The 17,165-nt window shown below is 61.8% G+C and carries 16 protein-coding genes; 3 read left to right on the forward strand and 13 right to left on the reverse strand.

The annotated features are described in order from the left end of the window. Positions 1-104: 104 nt before the first annotated feature. Positions 105-758, forward strand: coding sequence for a TetR/AcrR family transcriptional regulator (locus tag MSKU9_RS02265; RefSeq protein ID WP_141259734.1), 654 nt, complete (start codon positions 105-107; stop codon positions 756-758). A 36-nt stretch (positions 759-794) separates the two neighbouring features. Here MSKU9_RS02265 and MSKU9_RS02270 read toward each other — a convergent pair whose 3' ends face one another. The 4 genes from MSKU9_RS02270 to MSKU9_RS02285 all read right to left on the reverse strand — a co-directional run bounded on the left by MSKU9_RS02270 (position 795) and on the right by MSKU9_RS02285 (position 5,789). Next, entirely contained in the window at positions 795-1,403 is a 609-nt protein-coding gene (locus MSKU9_RS02270) for a YceI family protein (RefSeq protein ID WP_141259735.1), read from the reverse strand. A 34-nt stretch (positions 1,404-1,437) separates the two neighbouring features. After that, entirely contained in the window at positions 1,438-2,268 is an 831-nt protein-coding gene (locus tag MSKU9_RS02275) for a DODA-type extradiol aromatic ring-opening family dioxygenase (protein WP_141259736.1), read from the reverse strand. Between the two features lie 243 nt (positions 2,269-2,511). After that, on the reverse strand, positions 2,512-3,675 hold the full coding sequence (locus tag MSKU9_RS02280) for an OprO/OprP family phosphate-selective porin (RefSeq protein WP_141259864.1): 1,164 nt from the start codon (positions 3,673-3,675) through the stop codon (positions 2,512-2,514). Positions 3,676-3,884: 209 nt separating this feature from the next. Continuing rightward, on the reverse strand, positions 3,885-5,789 hold the full coding sequence (locus tag MSKU9_RS02285) for an N-acyl-D-amino-acid deacylase family protein (protein WP_141259865.1): 1,905 nt from the start codon (positions 5,787-5,789) through the stop codon (positions 3,885-3,887). 252 nt (positions 5,790-6,041) lie between these two features. Here MSKU9_RS02285 and panS point away from each other — a divergent pair, with 252 nt between their 5' ends. Next, entirely contained in the window at positions 6,042-6,962 is a 921-nt protein-coding gene (gene panS, locus MSKU9_RS02290) for a ketopantoate/pantoate/pantothenate transporter PanS (protein WP_141259737.1), read from the forward strand. A gap of 18 nt (positions 6,963-6,980) precedes the next feature. Here panS and MSKU9_RS02295 read toward each other — a convergent pair whose 3' ends face one another. Continuing rightward, positions 6,981-7,169: a hypothetical protein gene (locus tag MSKU9_RS02295; RefSeq protein WP_141259738.1), complete on the reverse strand. Its 189-nt coding sequence runs from the start codon at positions 7,167-7,169 to the stop codon at positions 6,981-6,983. Positions 7,170-7,606: 437 nt separating this feature from the next. On the opposite strand from MSKU9_RS02295, the gene MSKU9_RS02300 reads away from it, so the two are divergent. Continuing rightward, positions 7,607-8,629: an LLM class flavin-dependent oxidoreductase gene (locus MSKU9_RS02300; RefSeq protein WP_141259739.1), complete on the forward strand. Its 1,023-nt coding sequence runs from the start codon at positions 7,607-7,609 to the stop codon at positions 8,627-8,629. A gap of 78 nt (positions 8,630-8,707) precedes the next feature. On the opposite strand, the gene MSKU9_RS02305 is transcribed toward MSKU9_RS02300, so the two are convergent. The 8 genes from MSKU9_RS02305 to MSKU9_RS02340 form a co-directional block, all read right to left on the reverse strand. Beyond that, positions 8,708-9,637 carry a 2-hydroxyacid dehydrogenase gene (locus tag MSKU9_RS02305; RefSeq protein ID WP_141259740.1) on the reverse strand — a complete coding sequence of 310 codons (930 nt, stop codon included), beginning with the start codon at positions 9,635-9,637 and terminating at the stop codon, positions 8,708-8,710. Between the two features lie 28 nt (positions 9,638-9,665). Next, complete coding sequence (locus MSKU9_RS02310) at positions 9,666-10,421, reverse strand: 2-keto-4-pentenoate hydratase (protein WP_141259741.1); 756 nt, start codon at positions 10,419-10,421, stop codon at positions 9,666-9,668. 208 nt (positions 10,422-10,629) lie between these two features. Next, a complete protein-coding gene (locus MSKU9_RS02315) occupies positions 10,630-11,616 on the reverse strand; it encodes an ABC transporter ATP-binding protein (protein ID WP_141259742.1) in 987 nt (328 codons plus the stop codon). Beyond that, positions 11,613-12,662: an ABC transporter ATP-binding protein gene (locus MSKU9_RS02320; protein WP_141259743.1), complete on the reverse strand. Its 1,050-nt coding sequence runs from the start codon at positions 12,660-12,662 to the stop codon at positions 11,613-11,615. The genes MSKU9_RS02315 and MSKU9_RS02320 overlap by 4 nt, the downstream gene beginning before the upstream one ends. Next, positions 12,652-13,623 (reverse strand): ABC transporter permease, encoded by a 972-nt coding sequence (locus MSKU9_RS02325; RefSeq protein WP_141259744.1) that lies wholly within the window; start codon positions 13,621-13,623, stop codon positions 12,652-12,654. Before MSKU9_RS02325 ends, MSKU9_RS02320 begins: the two co-directional genes overlap by 11 nt. Continuing rightward, on the reverse strand, positions 13,620-14,621 hold the full coding sequence (locus MSKU9_RS02330) for an ABC transporter permease (RefSeq protein WP_141259745.1): 1,002 nt from the start codon (positions 14,619-14,621) through the stop codon (positions 13,620-13,622). Before MSKU9_RS02330 ends, MSKU9_RS02325 begins: the two co-directional genes overlap by 4 nt. Positions 14,622-14,991: 370 nt before the next feature. Further along, positions 14,992-16,311, reverse strand: a complete 1,320-nt coding sequence (locus tag MSKU9_RS02335) for an AGE family epimerase/isomerase (RefSeq protein WP_141259746.1) — start codon at positions 16,309-16,311, stop codon at positions 14,992-14,994. After that, on the reverse strand, positions 16,304-17,164 hold the full coding sequence (locus MSKU9_RS02340; RefSeq protein ID WP_141259747.1) for a glucose 1-dehydrogenase: 861 nt from the start codon (positions 17,162-17,164) through the stop codon (positions 16,304-16,306). Before MSKU9_RS02340 ends, MSKU9_RS02335 begins: the two co-directional genes overlap by 8 nt. Between the last annotated feature and the right edge of the window lies 1 nt (position 17,165).

The raw sequence follows: 17,165 nt of genomic DNA on the forward strand, positions 1-17,165 counted from the left end.
ATGGAACGGTTCGGTACGGTTTTGTTAGGTGGACAATTCCGCATGGTCAAGCCACATATGGCCGCGCATCTGCGGCAAATCATGTTTGGGACGGGAAAGTTGGGATGTCGATCATGCTATGCAAGCCGCGCCGTTCGGGCCGCCCGACACCACAGGATTCCGCCCTGCTGGACCAGTACCTGCTGGATGTGGCGGGCAGGCTGTTCATTGCCCACGGCTATGCCGGGACATCAATGGGGCAGATCGCGCGTGCGGCGGGGGCCAGCAAGCAGACGATCTATCACCGCTATGCCTCCAAGGAAGCATTGTTCAAGGCGGTCATCACGCATCTCAGCGCCTCGCTGCTGGAAACGGATACGGAAGCTTCCCTGCTTGATCCGTTGCAGGCGCTGAAGGAAGTGTGCCGGATGCTGCTCGATTTCATCATGCGGGAAAACGTGATCGCCACGTACCGCATGATGATCGCGGATGGCTACCGCTATCCCGGTCTGATCGACCATGCCATGGACGAAATTGTCGGGCCCTTCCACGGGCGGATCACAACCCTGCTGACGGCTGCCGTGGCGGCAGGGCAGATCCGCAGCGGCACCGATAACGAAAGCACATCCCGGCTGCTGACCGGGATCATGACCGGATGGCCGATCCAGCAGCGCCTGCTGGGGCTTGATCCCCTGCATGACAATGTGGCACGCGCCGCGTTTCTGGATGCGGCATGGTCCATGTTCCTGTGCGGGGTGACGGGTTCAGTGGCGGGATGACATGCAATCCCTGCACGGGTATCCGGTCCGGCAGCATCAGTCCTGTTTTTCAAACGCACCGGCAATGGTCAGGGTCACGTCATCCCCCACCATGGGTACATAGGTCCTGATCCCGAAATCGCTGCGTCGGATGGTTGCCGTGGCCGCGAACCCGACCGTATAGGCCTTGTCCATCGGGTTGACGCCTGCGCCCACGTAATGCGCATGCAGCATGACCGGTCTTGTCACACCATGCAGCGTAAGGTTGCCCGTGATCGTGGCATTTTCCGCCCCGGCGGGCACGACCGAAGTCGAGGTGAAGGTCGCATTCGGGTAGCGGCCAGCATCAAACCAGTCCGCGCCCTGCAGTTCCCCGGTCAGCCGGTCGCTGGGGGTATAGAGGCTGCTGACTGGCACGCTGACATCCAGCCGGGATGCGGACAGGTGGGCGGGATCAAGCTGCAACGTGCCACTGATGCCTGAAAACATGCCGGAATAGGGCGTAAACCCCAGATGCAGCAGGGAAAAGGTGATCTGGGTATGGCCGGGTTCGATCCGGTAACGCCCGGCCTGCACGTCATGGGCAGGCGTTGCGGCCATCACCGGAGCCACGAGCAGCGCCCATATGCAGGCGGAGGCCACGGCGGGCGGAATGCTTTTTTTCATAGTGCAATGCCTTTCTCTTCTGGAAATGTCATCATCAGCCAAACCGGAAACCCGACAGTGCCTTGCCCATGACCGTATCGCTGTAATCGCGCACGCCCCGATCCGTCCCGGCGGCCCCCGCCGCGAACATGAGCGGCAGCAGGTGTTCGGGGCGGGGGTGGCAGATCCGTGCACCCGGCGCGTGGGTCCACCGGGTCAGGGCTTCGGTCCGTATGTCAGGTGGGGATTCCACCGCATGGGTCAGCCATGTGTCGAATTCCCGTGATACGGCATTTGATTGCGGGTTCTGCCCCATGAAATGATGCAGGTTGTGATACGTCATGCCCGTGCCCACAATCAGCACGTTCTGCGCGCGCAGCGGCTGCAGCGCCGCCCCGATCCGTATTTCCATCGCGGCGTTGAGATCGCGTTGCAGCGACAGTTCTACAATCGGGATGTCGGCCTGCGGAAATGCCAGCATGAACGGTATGAACACCCCATGGTCAAAGCCCCGGTCGGGGTCCTGCGCGTTTGGAATCCCCACCTTGTCCAGCAGGGCGCATACCTGTGCCGCAAGCTCGGGGGAACCCGCCGCGGGATAACGCAGCTGGTACGTATGGGGCGGAAAGCCGGAATAATCGTATATCAATGCCGGATGGGCGCCCGATGTAACCGTGGGCACGCCCGTTTCCCAATGGCTGGACATGACCACGATCCCGTCGGGACGCCGGGGCAGGGTGGCGGCGACGGCGCGCAGGTAGGCCCCCATATGGTCCCATGTATCCGGCCAGTCCATGAAAAAGCATGGTCCCCCCCCATGCGGCAGGAACAGGACTGGCTGTTGCGGCCGTGCTGTATTGTTATGGGGGGCGGGTTGCTGTTCCATGCCGGTTATCTTCCTGTCGTGGTCGTCATGATCTGTTCACCCATCCGTATCGGTATCAACGCCCGGTAAGCGGATACGTTACGGCAGATGGGTGTGAAGGCGCCAGTTGTTGCTAACCGGCAGCATCATGAAAAAGGTATCACGATGCTGTCTGGAAACATGGTTTTGCAGATGGCTTCGGGAGACGCCGCTTTTTTGAAAAAGCGGTAATCAAAAGCTTTTCTTTACATATCAAAACGGTTTTTAGAATTTTATCTGGAACATCGACATGATTGCATGGAAATGTTCCGCTGACGGAGTGCGCGTGACCTGCCCGTATTCATATTGCACGGTCGTACGGATGATGCCCGTGGGCCACCAGTTCACGGCCAGTGACCCGGTCTGCTGGTCGCCGCCGTGGATGGGGCCAGATTCAAGGTCAGCCTGTGAATAGCGGGCCGCAATTTCCAGCACACCATAGCCATTGCACAGAACGCTCTGTTTCCTGTCGCATGATGGCGAGGAAAACGCCGCGGTGCGGCCCTTCCACTCCCGCTGCCTGCCATTGATGGTATAACCAAGCTGTCCGTACCACCCATGGAAGCGCAGTCGCTGGTTACCGTTATTGATGCGGCTGTTCAGCACGATGTCATAGGCTTCGCCCTGAAACAGAAGTTTTTTCCATGACACGGCGGTCTCCACCCCGAACGCGCCCGCGCTGTCGGACAGGATTTTCCCTGTATTGAGGTATTTTGAAACCGTCCCCGGATTGATTTCCGGATTATCGGACAGGGACAGCACCGGCGCCGCGTTGCCGGCGGATGCGGGGCGGAACACCCATTCCCCCGAAAACCCGACATGAAGCAGCACGGAACGCGTCCGGACCGGCAGCCCCACAAGGCGGAAGGCCATGGCGCGCTGGTTGCCGTTTTCGCCTGGTCCTGCGGTGCCTGCGGTGGCGGATAGCGCGAAATGATAGCGTTTTCCGTATGTTTCCGCCTGCACCGCCTGTCGTTCGATACCCGTGGCCAGGTTGCGTGTCAGGGTGGAAATGCTGGAGCGTTCGATAAAAACGGTATCACCCTGTGCCTGCATGGATTCAAGGCCGAAGCTGGGTTTGAAAATTCCTGCCGTGAATACGAAATGCCGCAGCCCGACATAGGAAACCTGACCTTCAAACAGGCGCATCGGCCCAGCGGGTGCCGGCCCGAAATCCCAAATGGCCCCGATTTCGACCTGTTTGTGGATATTCAGCCGCACGCCATTACGCATGCGTGCACCCCGTGCTCCCGTACCCGGACGGGTGGGGGATGCATTGGCGAACCCGCCCACATCAAGCTGGTCCGTGGCATAGGGTTTTATGGTCACGCCATGCAGGTCAATGGTGGGCACGCTCTGGGCGCGGGTCGTGCCGGCGTACAGCAGCACGACGGCACAGAACGCGGACCCGGCTTGCAATCGGCATGACAAGGGACGGTACTCTCCACGCAATGCACAGGGGTGACCCGCAGCCCATAGCATGGACAGGCAGGAGGACAGGCCATCAAATCTGTGCAGGTGCGTGTTGCCCGCTGGGAAACACGGGCGCGTGGACAGGCAGGCGGGCTATGGTCCCCGGTCTTGTCCCCCGGTTCGTATCATTCGGGGATCAGCCGTGCGGGGTTGCGTTCATCCGGGTGGTCTTTTGCACGCATGACCCGGCCAAAGGCTGTGTGGCCAAAGTCACGGGTATAATCGCCATCGGTCCACACGGTCCGGCCTGCGACCATGACATGGCGTACGACACCGGGCGGGCGATTGATGACCTGACGGCAACCAAATGCGCTGCGATAAACGAATTCATAGGTTTTTTCCGGGTCCCAACGGCGCAGGGCATCGGGGTCGATCACGCACAGATCGGCCTGCGCGCCGACCTTCAGCACACCTGCGTTTAGGTTGAAGAAGCCGGCAGGCAGGCCGGTCAGGCGGTGCACGGCGACAGCCACCTGCCGCGGTCCGTCAGGCTGGGCCATTTTCAGGGTCCGCAGGTTTCCGTCATAAAAGGCGATATTGGCCAGATGCGCGCCACTGTCATTGAATCCCGGCAGCGTGTGTGGATTGAACAGCAGTTTCTTCAGCGTGACCGGATTACGGTTGGCAAAAGTTGTCTCCCACCGCAGGTCGGTATCCCATTGCCGCAGCAGATGGATGATGAAAGTGGCGTCATCCCCGACAGGGTTGGGAAAGGTTGCGAAAAACGCGGCTTCTTCCGGATTGACCGCCCCATGGCGTCCTTTTGTCGCCTGCCATTGCCGCAGGCGATGATAGGGGTACTGCAGTGTCTCGCCCTGCCACAGGGACAGGGGGCATTCAGTCACCTTCATATCCGCCAGTCGGCGGGTCAGCACTGTATCCTCCAGCCGCAGCAGCCGGCGCAGCCGTGCGATGGACCATCCTGTCCTGCCTTTCAGCCACATCGCCCGGAAGGCTGCGATCCATTGCGGGTCATCAAGGATGCGCAGGCGTCCTGCCCGGTCATCCAGTTCCAGTTCATTCAGGGCGCGCAGTTCGGGTATTTCGTCGGCGATGGGATTGATTGCCCCGTCGCTCCATATCCGGAACGTGCCTGACAGTACCTGAAAACGGAATATCCCGTCCAGCAGCCGGGAGTTGAGGATGGCGGACAGCATGAGGCACATCGTGACCGCTGCGCGATTGGTCCATAGGTCGATCGCCGCCAGCACCGTTGTGCGCAGCGGGCGGCCGAACAGGCGCCCGCTGGTCAGCAGGAAGGTGCGCACCGCCTCGATGATGTCATCCTTGGGCGGGGTTGCCTGCCATACGCGCCCGTAGCGGCGGACGACATTGGTCAGCTGTGCCAGTTCGCGGTAGCTGGCGTACTGGGTCGGGATCTTGCGTTTTTTATGCGGGCTGTTCGCCAGGAAGTGGAAGGGCAGGGCATCGGTGGAAAAACCTGCGTAACCCTGCGCCATGCCCGCATCCACCAGACGTTCCATCTGTGCGCGCTCGCGCTTGGTGGGGGGGCGGGTAATGGACTGCTGCAGCCCCATGACCGCGATGCGCAGCATGGAATGGGGGATGAGCGGGACAACATTGGCACCAAGTGGCAGGCGGGAAAGGTGATCCAGATACCCCTGTGAATCGGTCCAGGTACATCTGTCCGCCACGCGGGCCAGCACGGGTTTTGGCATGTTTTCCACACGGGCGAAACAGTCCACGATGGGGTCTTCCCCCGCGCTGCGCTGGTGGCCATAGGTCACGCCGATGGAACAGTTGCCGATTACCACCGTGGTGGTGCCGTGGCGCACCACTTCGGGCAGTTCGGGGGCCAGTTCCAGTTCAAGGTCCAGATGGGTGTGGATGTCCAGCAGCCCCGGCATCAGCCACAGGCCGGCGCAATCTACCTGTGTCGTATTTTCATCAAGGTCCAGTGATGGTCCGATCGCCACAACCCGGCCGTTGGATATGGCAATGTCTGAAATGACAGGATGGCTGCCCGTGCCATCAAAAAAAAGCGCATTGCGATAAACGGTATCGGGCACGCAGGCCTCCCCATGACACGACGCGGGTATGGCAGCATACATGACGTGTTCGGCCATGGATGGTGTATCCCGCATTCATGACAACAGTCGGGCACGGGTGGGGTTGCGTAAGACACTGTCGGTGACATCACAAAATGATCCGTCGCCTGCCATGCGCTCTGGTCATATCGCGCGGCCGTGCGTATGCAGGCATCCCGCATTAACAGGCACGAAAGCGCAGGGTGGACATATGCTGAACGCGTGGACAATGACATGTCGGTCCTGACACGGCTGTTTCCGTTATGGGCGGTCCTTGTCTCGGTCGGGGCGATTGCGTTTCCCGCGCCGTTCATGACCTTGACCCCTGCCATAACCCCACTGCTTGCCTTCATCATGTTCACCATGGGGGTGACGCTGACGGCGGGGGATTTCATGCGCATCGCGCGCAGGCCGCAGCCGGTCGTGGCGGGCGTGGTGCTGCACTATCTTGTCATGCCGCTGGCGGCATGGGGGATCGCGCATATGCTGCGCATGCCACCCATGATCGCCACCGGCATGATCCTGGTGGGCTGTGTTTCCAGCGGTACGGCGTCCAATGTCATGATCTATCTGTCACGTGGCGATGTGGCGCTGTCGGTCAGCATCAGCACGCTTTCCACGCTGGTCGGTATTGTCGCCACCCCGGTGCTGACGCGGCTTTATGTATCGGCCGGTGTCAGCGTTGACAGTTGGGGCCTGTTTCGCAGCATTGTCGAAATCGTGGCCCTGCCGGTCATGGGTGGCGTGGTGGTCAATACAGGCTTTCCCCGGCTGGTCCGACGGATTGAACCGGTGCTGCCGCTGGTGGCCATGGTGTCGATCATGGCCATTATAGGCAGTATCGTAGCGGGTGTGCGCCCGTCACTTGCGGCGGTGGGACCGCTGGTGCTGGTGGGCGTGGTGCTGCATAACGCGATCGGGCTGCTGGGCGGATACTGGGGAGGGCGGCTGCTGGGTTTTGACGAGAGCGTGTGCCGCACGTTGGCGCTGGAGGTCGGCATGCAGAATTCCGGCCTGGCGGCAACATTGGGGCGGCTGTATTTCGCCCCGCTGGCGGCCCTGCCGGGGGCAGTGTTTTCCGTATGGCATAACATATCGGGATCGGCCCTTGCCGCCCTGTGGGCGGGGCGGCCCCCACGCGACGGTCGCCCTTAACCCCACGCACCGTCACCGCTATGGTGGCGGTGCGTTACCAGGCGTGTGTAGCAACAAAAAAAGTGCAATGACCAGCAGGATGATCGGCAACAGCCCAAGGCCGTTGAATCCGGTTCCCCTCGGTCCACCGTACCAGCCGGAGCGGTAACCATAGCCACCCCCGCCAATGGCGAAGATGATGAGGGCAATGATAAGAAGGGTCAGCATGGGATATACTCCGCGAAATGCCTGCTGATCCAACGGGCCATCATGGGGATGGTTCCTGTATTCAGGGATGTGTGCTTCATGCGGGACGAAAGATCATTCAATTAAAGCGGGTCAGGTCGGTCCGAAGGCTATCGTGTTACTGGATATGGCGGTTTTGCGCCCCGATGTTCGGGTATCGGATCCTGTGATTTTCTTTGACTGCCATAAAAATTGTCTCACCAGTCCCATGACCATAAGAAGTTTTTGGTGAAGGTTTTTTCAAAAAGCATTCAAAAAAATGCTGTCTTTTTGGAAAAAGGCAGCACCCGAAAACTTTTATTGTTTTTGATCGGTGAATTATTCCGTAATGGGTTCTCGGGTATCCCTGAACTGGATTTTACATGGTTTCGCCCCATATCTTCCTGACTGGCCTGTATTATTCATGCTGAGGTAATGGTGTGATCCCGTTTTCCGTCCTTGACCTGTCCCTTATTACCCGCGGCGGCAGCGTGGGTGAAGCCTTCCGCAATACACTGGATCTGGCGCAACTGGCCGATGATCTGGGGTTTGCGCGCTACTGGCTGGCTGAACATCATGCCATGCCGGGTATTGCATCGGCTGCGACAGGTATCCTGATCGGGCAGGTGGCGGCGGCGACGCGCCGTATCCGTGTCGGCGCGGGTGGTGTCATGCTGCCCAACCATTCTCCGCTGGTCATCGCCGAACAGTTCGGCACGCTGGAAACCCTGTTTCCCGGCCGGATCGACCTGGGCCTTGGTCGCGCGCCGGGGGCGGACCAGCGCACGGCCCGCGCCCTGCGCCGCGACCCGCATGCGCCCGAACGCTTCGCGTCTGATGTGCTCGAACTGCTGCAGTATTTTGAACCGGCGGGACCTGAAGATACCCATATGATCCACGCCATACCCGGCATGGGCCTGCGGGTGCCGGTGTGGCTGCTGGGCTCATCGCTGTTTTCGGCGGTTCTGGCGGCCCGGCTTGGCCTGCCTTATGCCTTCGCATCCCATTTCGCACCGGGACAGATGGCGGAGGCGATCAGCCTGTACCGCACGCGGTTTGAACCCTCGGCCCGTTGCCCGAAGCCCCATGTCATGCTGAGCGTGAACATCATCGCGGCGGATGGGGAGGAGGAAGGCGCGTTTCTCGCCACCTCCCTGCAGCAGTATTTCATTGCCCTGCGACGGGGGCGGCCCATTGCCTTTCCTTCCCCGGTCACGGACACCACCGGCCTGTGGTCGCCAGCGGAGCAGGCAATGGTGGACCAGACCCTGTCCTGCACGTTTGCAGGCTCGATCCGGTCCATCATGCCACGCCTGCGTGACTTCATTACCCGGTATGGACCTGATGAGCTTCTGGTCGCACTGCCCATTCATGACCATGGGCTGCGGCGTCATGCTCTTGAGCTGACCGTTGCCATGCAGGATGCGCTATCGTCCGATCCGGATGCCCGGCCTTTTAAATAAAAGTTTGGGGAGCCGCCTTTTTTAAGATGGCATTATCCGCAGCATTTTTGAAAAATGCTTCCGGTTTTGAAGGTCTGTTCAGACTACCGGCGTCAGCAGCGGCCTGCCTGCAAAATGGGCGGCCAGATTGCCTACGACCAGGTTCCCCATCGCCAGCCGGGTTTCCACCGTGGCGCTGGCGCGGTGGGGCTGCAGGACCGTGCGTGGTGAGGTGCGCAGACCATCGGGGACATCGGGTTCATGCTCGAACACATCCAGCCCCGCGCCACCCAGTGTTCCATCCGCAAGGGCCGCGACAAGGGCAGCTTCGTCCACCACCGACCCGCGCGCCACGTTGATCAGCACACCATCCGGTCCCAGCGCATCCAGGATCTGCCGGTTGACCAGATGTCGTGAGTCCGCACCGCCGGATGCCGCCACCACCAGCACGTCGCTATGTTGCGCAAGCGTTGGCAGGTCCGGCACGAATGTATAGCCCGGCAGGGTCTTGTCACGGCGGTCGGTATAGGAAACCGGCATGCTGAACGCACTGGCGCGCATGGCCACTGCCTGCCCCACATGGCCCATGCCCAGTATGCCCAGCCTGCGCCCCGATACCCTGTGGCCCAGCGGTGGCGCGGGCCTGCTGCCCCATGCGCCGTCGCGCACATAACGGTCCGATGCAGGCAGGCCGCGCAGCAGCGCCAGCAGCAGCCCCATCGCCATGTCCGCAACGTCATCGGTCAGTACGCCCGGCGTGGTGGTGACATGGATGCCACGCCGCTTTGCTTCATTCAGGTCAATGGCGTCCGTGCCGATGCCGTTGACGGCGATGATTTCAAGGCGGGGCAGGCTGTCCATGACCGCGCGGGGCACGCCCGTACCACCACCGGTCGCGATGCCGCGTATCAGCCCGGCGATCCTGTCCAACGGTTCGCCCGGCATGGGGCGATGGACGGTATAGGCCGCATCAAGCTGTTTCTCGATTTCAGGCATCATGGGTTCAAGCAGCAGGATATCGGGCTTCATGTCAGACCTTTCGTACGGGGCAAGGGGATCAGGCCAGATAGGCACGTACCGACCCCAGTGCAGGGAAACTGGCTTCGACATCCGTGCCGTGTGCGACGAAAATGGTGCCGGTGGTGGAACCGGTCGTCACCACGCAGCCTGCATCAATACCCATGCCGCGCCGGGCTGCATGGTTGGCCAGCCATACCAGCATGCGCAGCGGGTCGCCCGCCGAATTGCCGCCTATGTGGTCTTTTACGACCTTGCCATCAATCCGTAGCACCACGCGTTCGTGTATCGGGTCCAGCGTGCGCCATGCACTGGTGCCAGGACCTACGATCAGTGCGCCATGGCTCTGCTGGTCTGCGGCGTGCAGCAGTTTATGCAGTGATCCGGGCCGGGCGAAGCGGGTATCAAGGATTTCGATCACCGGGTGGGCCGTGCCAATGGCATCGAGCACTTCATCCCGTGTCCATGGCGTCGCCCGTGGGGGCAGGGGGCGGGCGAAGCGGTAGCCGATCTCGGCCTCGACACCCAGATGGTGGCATGTATTTGCCGGAACCGTATCGCCATCACCGAAAATGGTTGTGGTATGGATGGGTGCGCAGGCGGGCTCGGCATCCGGGCTGGACGCACCGACCTTCCACCCGCCAACCGGGCCAAGGGACCGCCCCACCGTATCCTGCACTGCATAGGCATCAGCTTCCGTATCCGGTACCAATGCCCCGTCCACGCTGGCGGGTGGCGGCAATTGGCCACGGCGTATGGCAAGGAGCAGTTCAGGCAGGCTGGTGGTGCTGGGCATGGAAATGGTGTTCCCCCGATACGGTCACGGCTGCGTCACGATGGCACATCACATCGCCCCACGCCATGCCGGGGCCGGAGATGTGCCTTGTGGTTGCGGGTAAAACGTCCCGTAGATCATCAAAATTTTTTGGTGAAGCTTTTTTCAAAAAGGCGGCATCTCCAAATTTTGATTATTTATCAGAATATTATTTTGAAAATGGGACCCATCACGACGGGGGCAGGGGAAAGTGGCACGCCGCTTCATGACCGGGACGGATGGGGCGCAGGACGGGTGCCTCCATCCGGCAACGGTCCTGCACGTATGGACAGCGGGTATGGAAACGGCACCCGGCGGGGCGGTTGACGGGACTGGGTATGTCGCCACCCAGCGGCGGCGGGGGCGTGGCGCCCACCACGGGGCGGGGCACGGCTGTGGTCAGGGCGGCGGTGTAGGGATGGGCGGGCTGGTGCAGCACGTCATCTGTCGCCCCCATTTCGACAATCGCGCCCAGATACATGACAGCCACCCGGGTGGAGACCTGACGCACCACCGCAAGGTCATGCGCCACGAACACATAGGTCAGCCCCAGGCGTGTGCGGAGGTCTGAAAACAGGTTGACGATCTGTGCCTGCACCGACACATCCAGCGCCGAAACCGGTTCATCCGCCACCACCAGCCGGGGGGACAGGGCAAGCGCGCGGGCAATGTTGATGCGCTGGCGCTGGCCGCCGGAAAATTCATGCGGATAGCGCGTCAGCGCTGCAACGGGCAGGCTGACCAGTTCCATGAGATCACGCACGCGCCGTTCAATATCCGCTGCCTGCCGCCTGCGCTGATCCGGGCCGGGATGGACACGCAGCGGTTCGGCCAGAAGGTCCCCGATGCGTCGGCGCGGATTGAGGCAGGCGCTGGAATCCTGAAACACCATCTGCATCCGGGGGCGTAACGGACGCAGTCGGCGCTCGGGCAGGGTGGTGATGTCACGCCCTTCAAACATCACCTGTCCCGCTGATATGTCCGTTAGCCGCAGCATGCACCGTCCCAGCGTTGACTTGCCGCAGCCGGACTCCCCCACCAGTCCCAGCATTTCGCCCGGCATGACCGACAGGGATATGCCATCTACCGCCACCAGACGGTGTCCGCCGCCCACACGATAGCTCTTGGACAGGTTGCGCACTTCCATCAACGGGGCAGGGGATTGCGTATCGGTCATGGGCATGCATCCCCGATGGTGTCGATGGGCCAGTCCGCCGCAGTGCGGGGCGGAAGCGGTGTGCCCTCGGCTGGCAGGACGCAGGCGGCTTCATGGTCGGGACCCAGCGGCAACAGCGCGGGCGGTGTGGTGGTGCATGCCGCATGGACATGGGCGCAGCGTGGGCCGAATGCACATCCGGGCGGTCGCGCCATGGGCACAGGGGGGGCCCCGGCAATGGCAGGCAGCCTGTCGGGCCGTGGACCATATAGCGGCGGGATGGAGTCCAGCAGTGCTGCGGTATAGGGGTGGCCGGGATGGCTGAATACCCGGTCCGATGGCCCTGTTTCCGCAACCCGGCCCGAATACAGCACCAGCGTGCTGTCACAGGTCTGGGCCACAACGCCCATGTCATGCGTAATCAGCAGCACGGATGACCCGTACGTGCCGCGCAGGGAGCGGATCAGGTCAAGGATCTGCGCCTGTACTGTTACATCCAGCGCGGTTGTCGGTTCATCGGCAATCAGTAGCGTGGGATTGCAGGACAGCGCCATGGCGATCATCGCACGCTGGCGCAGGCCGCCTGATAGCTGGTGGGGATAACGCCGTGCCATGCGTTCGGGATCGGGTACGCCCATTTCACCCAATATTCGTACGGTACGTGCCCGCGCCTGCGTGCGGGAGATGCGTTCATGGGCGCGGATCTGCTCATCAATCTGCCAGCCGATGGTATAGACGGGGGTGAAAGCCGTCATCGGGTCCTGGAAGATCATGGCGATGTCCCGCCCGCGCAAGCGACGTATCTGCCGGGGTGGCAGCCCGACCAGTTCCCGACCGCGAAAGCGCACCGATCCGCTGACCCGCACTCCCGGCGTGTCAATCAGACCCATGATCGCCATGGCGGTGACGGATTTGCCGGACCCGGATTCCCCCACCAGCCCCAGTATGCCCGCTTCCGGCAGCGTGAAGGAGACATGTTCGACAATCGGCACCATGCGCCCGCCTGCGGGAAAGCTGACACACAGGTCACTGACATCCAGCAGCGGGATCGTGGGGTCAGCTGGCATCACGCACCCGTGGGTCAAGGAACACATAGATCACGTCCACCGCCGCATTGGCCAGTACCACGAAAACGGCGGAATACATGACGGTGGCCATGATGACGGGCAGGTCCAGCGTGGTCAGTGCGCGATAGGTCAGGCGACCGACACCGGGCAGGCCGAACACCACTTCCGTCAGCAGCGCGCCACCACCCACCAGTTGGGCAAAATCCATCCCGAACAGGGATACGAAAGTAACCATGGATGTCCGCAGCCCATGCCACAGCAGCACGCGTATGGGTGACAGCCCCTTGGCGTGGGCCGTACGGATGAAGTCCTCGCCTGCTAGTGTTACAAGGTCCGTACGTAGCACGCGGCTGTAGATGCCAATGAACATGACCGCCAGCACGGTCCACGGAATGACCAGCGCCCTGAACCACCCCAGCGGGCTTTGGCTGAACGGCACGTAACCCAGCCCCGGCACCCATGAAAACAGCCATGTGTCGTGATAGCGGTTCTGGGTGACAAGGTTGGCGACCTCCCCCAGCCAGAACACGGGAATGGAAATCCCCACCAGCCCCAGCATCATAAGCCCCCGGTCCACCCATGTATCCTTCATGGCCGCAGCCACCGTGCCCATGGCGATGGACATTGTGACCCAGATGAACGCCGCCCCACAGACAAGGCATGCCGTGACGGGCGCCGCCTGCATGATTTCGGGCACCACCCGTTCGCCACGGTTGGCATAGGATGCAAGGTCGCGGGTAATGAACAGCTTCTTCATCATGATCACGTACTGCACCGGCAGCGGCCGGTCGAAGCCGTATTCATGGCGCACTTTTTCCATGATCTGCGGCGATGCGTTCCGTCCGGCGATACGGGCCGTGGGGTCCGCGCCGGGCGTTGCGAAAAAGACGCCGAACACCAGTACTGACACGCCAAACAGTACCAGCAGCGTCTGGCCCGCGCGATGCAGCAGGGCGGTCATGAACGCCGCCCTTCATCGCGCACGTCCAGCGCGTCACGTAACCCGTCGCCAAGGATGTTCAGCGCCAGCACCACGACCACGATCGCAATTCCGGGCGCTACGGCCACCATGGGGCGGGTGTAGATCAGGCCTTCGCCATCCTGAATGATGGTGCCCCATGAAGGTTGCGGCGCCTGCACCCCCAGCGAAAGAAATGACAGCGCACTTTCCGCCAGCAGCGCCAGCGCCATCAGCAGCGGGCCGAGTGTTATCAGTGTGGTCATGACATTGGGCACGATGTCGCGCAGCATGATCCGCCATCCCGGCACGCCCAGACAGCGCGCTGCGGTCACGAATTCCTGCTGCCGCAACGCCATGACCCGCCCGCGGATGGGGCGTGCGGCATAGGGCACGTACACCAGCGCGATGATCATGACGGGGATGAACAGGCTGTCCGCCCGCAGCACGAACGGGCCAAGGCGGACCTGCTGGCTGGTCATGACAATGGAAAGCGATATGGCGAACAGGTAAACCGGCACCGCCCACATGATGTCCATGAGCCGCGAGAGGACGGTATCGACAACCCCGCCAAAAAAGCCTGCCATAATTCCCACGCCCGTTGCCAGCAGCAGGCATACAATGGCCGCTCCCGCTGAAATCAGCAGTGAATTGCGCCCCCCATACAGCAGGCGGGCCATTACGTCGCGCCCCTGGCTGTCGGCACCCAGCATATACGTGGTGCGCCATGTTGGCCCGATGGGGCTGAGGCCAAGGTGCAGCGGGTTGTCATTGGGTTGCATGATGTCCACTTCACGCCCGTCCAGCATGATGGTGCCGGCCACGGTGGACTGGAACGGATTGGTCCGCGCAACACTATGGGCATAGAACGGGGCCAGAAGGCACGCCATTGTCATGACCACAAGCACACCAAGCGCCACCATGGCCGACGGGATGCGCGCAAGATTGCGCGCGGCCTGCCGCCAAGGGCCGGGGGATGTGGGCTGGGTCTGGGCGGGCATGATGGTATGGCACTCAGAAACTTGGGATCAGGACACGGATGCAGGGTGGCACCATATCCCCCGCTTGCGAAGGGGCTGGCGCATTTTATCCGATTTGACCGGCAGGCCGGGCATGATGACCTGTTTCATGACGGGCAGAAAGGGGACATGCATCCATGAAGACCGCGATATGTCCATGACCGCTTCCGGTTGATCGCCCTGACTGAAATCGGCGGCGGAGTGTGGATCATGCAATGTGGGTCTGGCTTTTTCATGCGCAGACAGGTTCAGGCCGCGGATTACAGGAAGTTTTTGGTGAAGCTTTTTTCAAAAAGCTTCAAAGAACGCCGCCTTCTTGAAAAAAGGCGGCACCCGGAAACTTTCATTGTTTTCAGGATGTGCGGAAAAAGTCCGGAAATTCAGGCGTGTCACGTGCCTTACCGTGATTTTCCAGCAGGGCGACAGCGGTGGCGAAGCTGGGGGCAAGCGGCAGGAGCGGGGTCATGGTCGCCTGCCATGCATGGTACAGGTCGGCCTTGCCTTCATACACCACGGCGGATGGCCGGTTGTTGCGGTCCAGTTCCTGTATCCACCCGCCATGCCTGCGGTCGATCATGAAGGTGTCGATATAATCCCACAACGTGCGGTACCACTGTTCATACTGCCGGTGGCCCGTGCGTTTAAGCAGGGCGGCCGCCGCTGTCATGGCTTCCGCCTGGCACCAGTGGGGGCGGTTATGGACCACGGGATCATGGTTCCAGTCGATCGTGTAAACCAGCCCCGGCGCCCCATCGCGGGCCCATCCCGCTGTCATGCCGTTATGGAACATCTCGGTGGCGTCTTCCAGCAGCCATGCGGGCGCGCGGCCATCGGCGCGCAGCAATGCCGCCTCCAGCTTCAGCAGCAGATGCGCCCATTCCGTGAAATGGCCCGGCGTCATGCCATAGGGACGTAGCGGGTCAGCGGGCCGGTCGCGGTTGTAATCATCCAGCCGCCGCCAGTTGCGGTCGTAGTGTTCGGGCAGGCTGTAGCCCGCATCGCGCGCCAGTGTATGGATGAAGCGTTCGGCCACGCGCAGGCCCCGGTTGCGCCAGACGGGGTTGCCGGTTACATCGGCAGCCGCCATGCAGGCTTCAAGCGAATGCATGTTGGCGTTGGCGCCCCGGTAATCTTCCTCATCCGACCAGTCGGCGGCGAAACTTTCGCGGAAAACGCCTTCTTTCTCGCTCCAGAAATACCGTTCCCATACCGCAAGCGCCTTATCCAGCAGCCTGCGCGCGTCCGCAATCCCCGCAACCGTGGCGGATGAGGCGGCCAGCACGACAAAAGCATGCAGGTACGCCTGCTTACGCCCGGCGTCGGACGGTTGGCCATCGGCGGGAGGAGCAGGAAACCAGCCGCCATTTTCATGGTCCGCCAATGGCCCCAGCAGGCAGTTGACCCCATGGGCCGCAAGCGGTCCGCAGCCGGGCAGCCCGCGTCCCGTCGCCACGGCATAAACATGGGTCATCCGCGCGCCCAGCGTGGTGTCGGCCGTGGAATCGGGCGGCAGCTCGCCCTGATCGTCCAGGGCTGCGAACCCGCAGGGCACGCGGGCAGCTCTGGAAAAATCCAGCAGTCGCTGTCCCTGCGTGTCCAGCCAGTGTCGGTGGGGCGAAAGGCGCAACCATGACGACGCCGGCACCATGAGTGAGGGCAGGGCTTCACCCATTGATGATCATGCCCCCGTTCACGTGCAGTGTCTGCCCGGTCATGTATGATGAATCCCGCGCCGCAAGGTAAACATAGGCCGGACCAAGCTCACTGGGCTGGCCAATGCGACCCATGGGGGTGTCCTTGCCAAGGTTGGCGACCGCTTGCGGGTCCACAGGCCCCCAGCTTGCAGGTTGCAGGGGAGTCCAGACCGGGCCGGGGGCAACCGCGTTGACCCGTATGCCCTTGGGCGCAAGCTGCAATGCAAGTGCCCGGGTAAAGCCCATTTCCGCCCCCTTGGTCGTGGTATAGGCGACCAGTGAGGCATTGCCCGCAAACGCATTGACCGAGGACGTATTGATGATCGCGCTGTCGCGTTCCAGATGCGGCAATGCCGCGCGGGTCAGGTAAAAATAGCCATTGATGTTCACGTCCATGTGACGCTGCCATGTTTCATCCGTAATATCGGTCAGGTCACTGCTGACGTATTGGACGGAGGCGTTATTGACCACGACATCAAGCCCGCCAAAGGCCTGTACCGTACGCGCCACCGCGTCATCGCATACCTGGCTGCATGATATATCGCCGCGTATGGCCAGCGCGCGCGCCCCTTCGGCTTCGATCAGGCGCACCGTTTCGTTGGCATCCTCGTCTTCTTCCAGATACACGATGGCGACATCGGCCCCTTCACGTGCGAAATGCACGGCGGCGGCGCGCCCTATGCCACTGTCACCACCGCTGACCAGCGCCCTGCGTTCCTCCAGCTTGCCGCTGCCCCGATAATCAGCGCGGATATGTTCCGCTGGCGGATCAAGCAGGCGCTCGATGCCGGGCTGGTGGGGCTGGCTCTGTGCGGGAATGCTGTGGGACATG

This window comes from Komagataeibacter diospyri (genome assembly GCF_006538165.1).
GTDB lineage: Bacteria > Pseudomonadota > Alphaproteobacteria > Acetobacterales > Acetobacteraceae > Komagataeibacter > Komagataeibacter diospyri.

What these genes read in the sequence shown, in the direction of transcription:
- MSKU9_RS02330 (WP_141259745.1), bottom strand. Translation starts at nt 14,621, where the DNA reads ATGCCCGCCCAGACCCAGCCCACATCCCCCGGCCCTTGGCGGCAGGCC.
- panS (WP_141259737.1), top strand. Translation starts at nt 6,042, where the DNA reads ATGTCGGTCCTGACACGGCTGTTTCCGTTATGGGCGGTCCTTGTCTCG.
- MSKU9_RS02295 (WP_141259738.1), bottom strand. Translation starts at nt 7,169, where the DNA reads ATGCTGACCCTTCTTATCATTGCCCTCATCATCTTCGCCATTGGCGGG.
- MSKU9_RS02315 (WP_141259742.1), bottom strand. Translation starts at nt 11,616, where the DNA reads ATGACCGATACGCAATCCCCTGCCCCGTTGATGGAAGTGCGCAACCTG.
- MSKU9_RS02275 (WP_141259736.1), bottom strand. Translation starts at nt 2,268, where the DNA reads ATGGAACAGCAACCCGCCCCCCATAACAATACAGCACGGCCGCAACAG.
- MSKU9_RS02335 (WP_141259746.1), bottom strand. Translation starts at nt 16,311, where the DNA reads ATGGGTGAAGCCCTGCCCTCACTCATGGTGCCGGCGTCGTCATGGTTG.
- MSKU9_RS02265 (WP_141259734.1), top strand. Translation starts at nt 105, where the DNA reads ATGTCGATCATGCTATGCAAGCCGCGCCGTTCGGGCCGCCCGACACCA.
- MSKU9_RS02325 (WP_141259744.1), bottom strand. Translation starts at nt 13,623, where the DNA reads ATGACCGCCCTGCTGCATCGCGCGGGCCAGACGCTGCTGGTACTGTTT.
- MSKU9_RS02270 (WP_141259735.1), bottom strand. Translation starts at nt 1,403, where the DNA reads ATGAAAAAAAGCATTCCGCCCGCCGTGGCCTCCGCCTGCATATGGGCG.
- MSKU9_RS02340 (WP_141259747.1), bottom strand. Translation starts at nt 17,164, where the DNA reads ATGTCCCACAGCATTCCCGCACAGAGCCAGCCCCACCAGCCCGGCATC.
- MSKU9_RS02310 (WP_141259741.1), bottom strand. Translation starts at nt 10,421, where the DNA reads ATGCCCAGCACCACCAGCCTGCCTGAACTGCTCCTTGCCATACGCCGT.
- MSKU9_RS02305 (WP_141259740.1), bottom strand. Translation starts at nt 9,637, where the DNA reads ATGAAGCCCGATATCCTGCTGCTTGAACCCATGATGCCTGAAATCGAG.
- MSKU9_RS02320 (WP_141259743.1), bottom strand. Translation starts at nt 12,662, where the DNA reads ATGCCAGCTGACCCCACGATCCCGCTGCTGGATGTCAGTGACCTGTGT.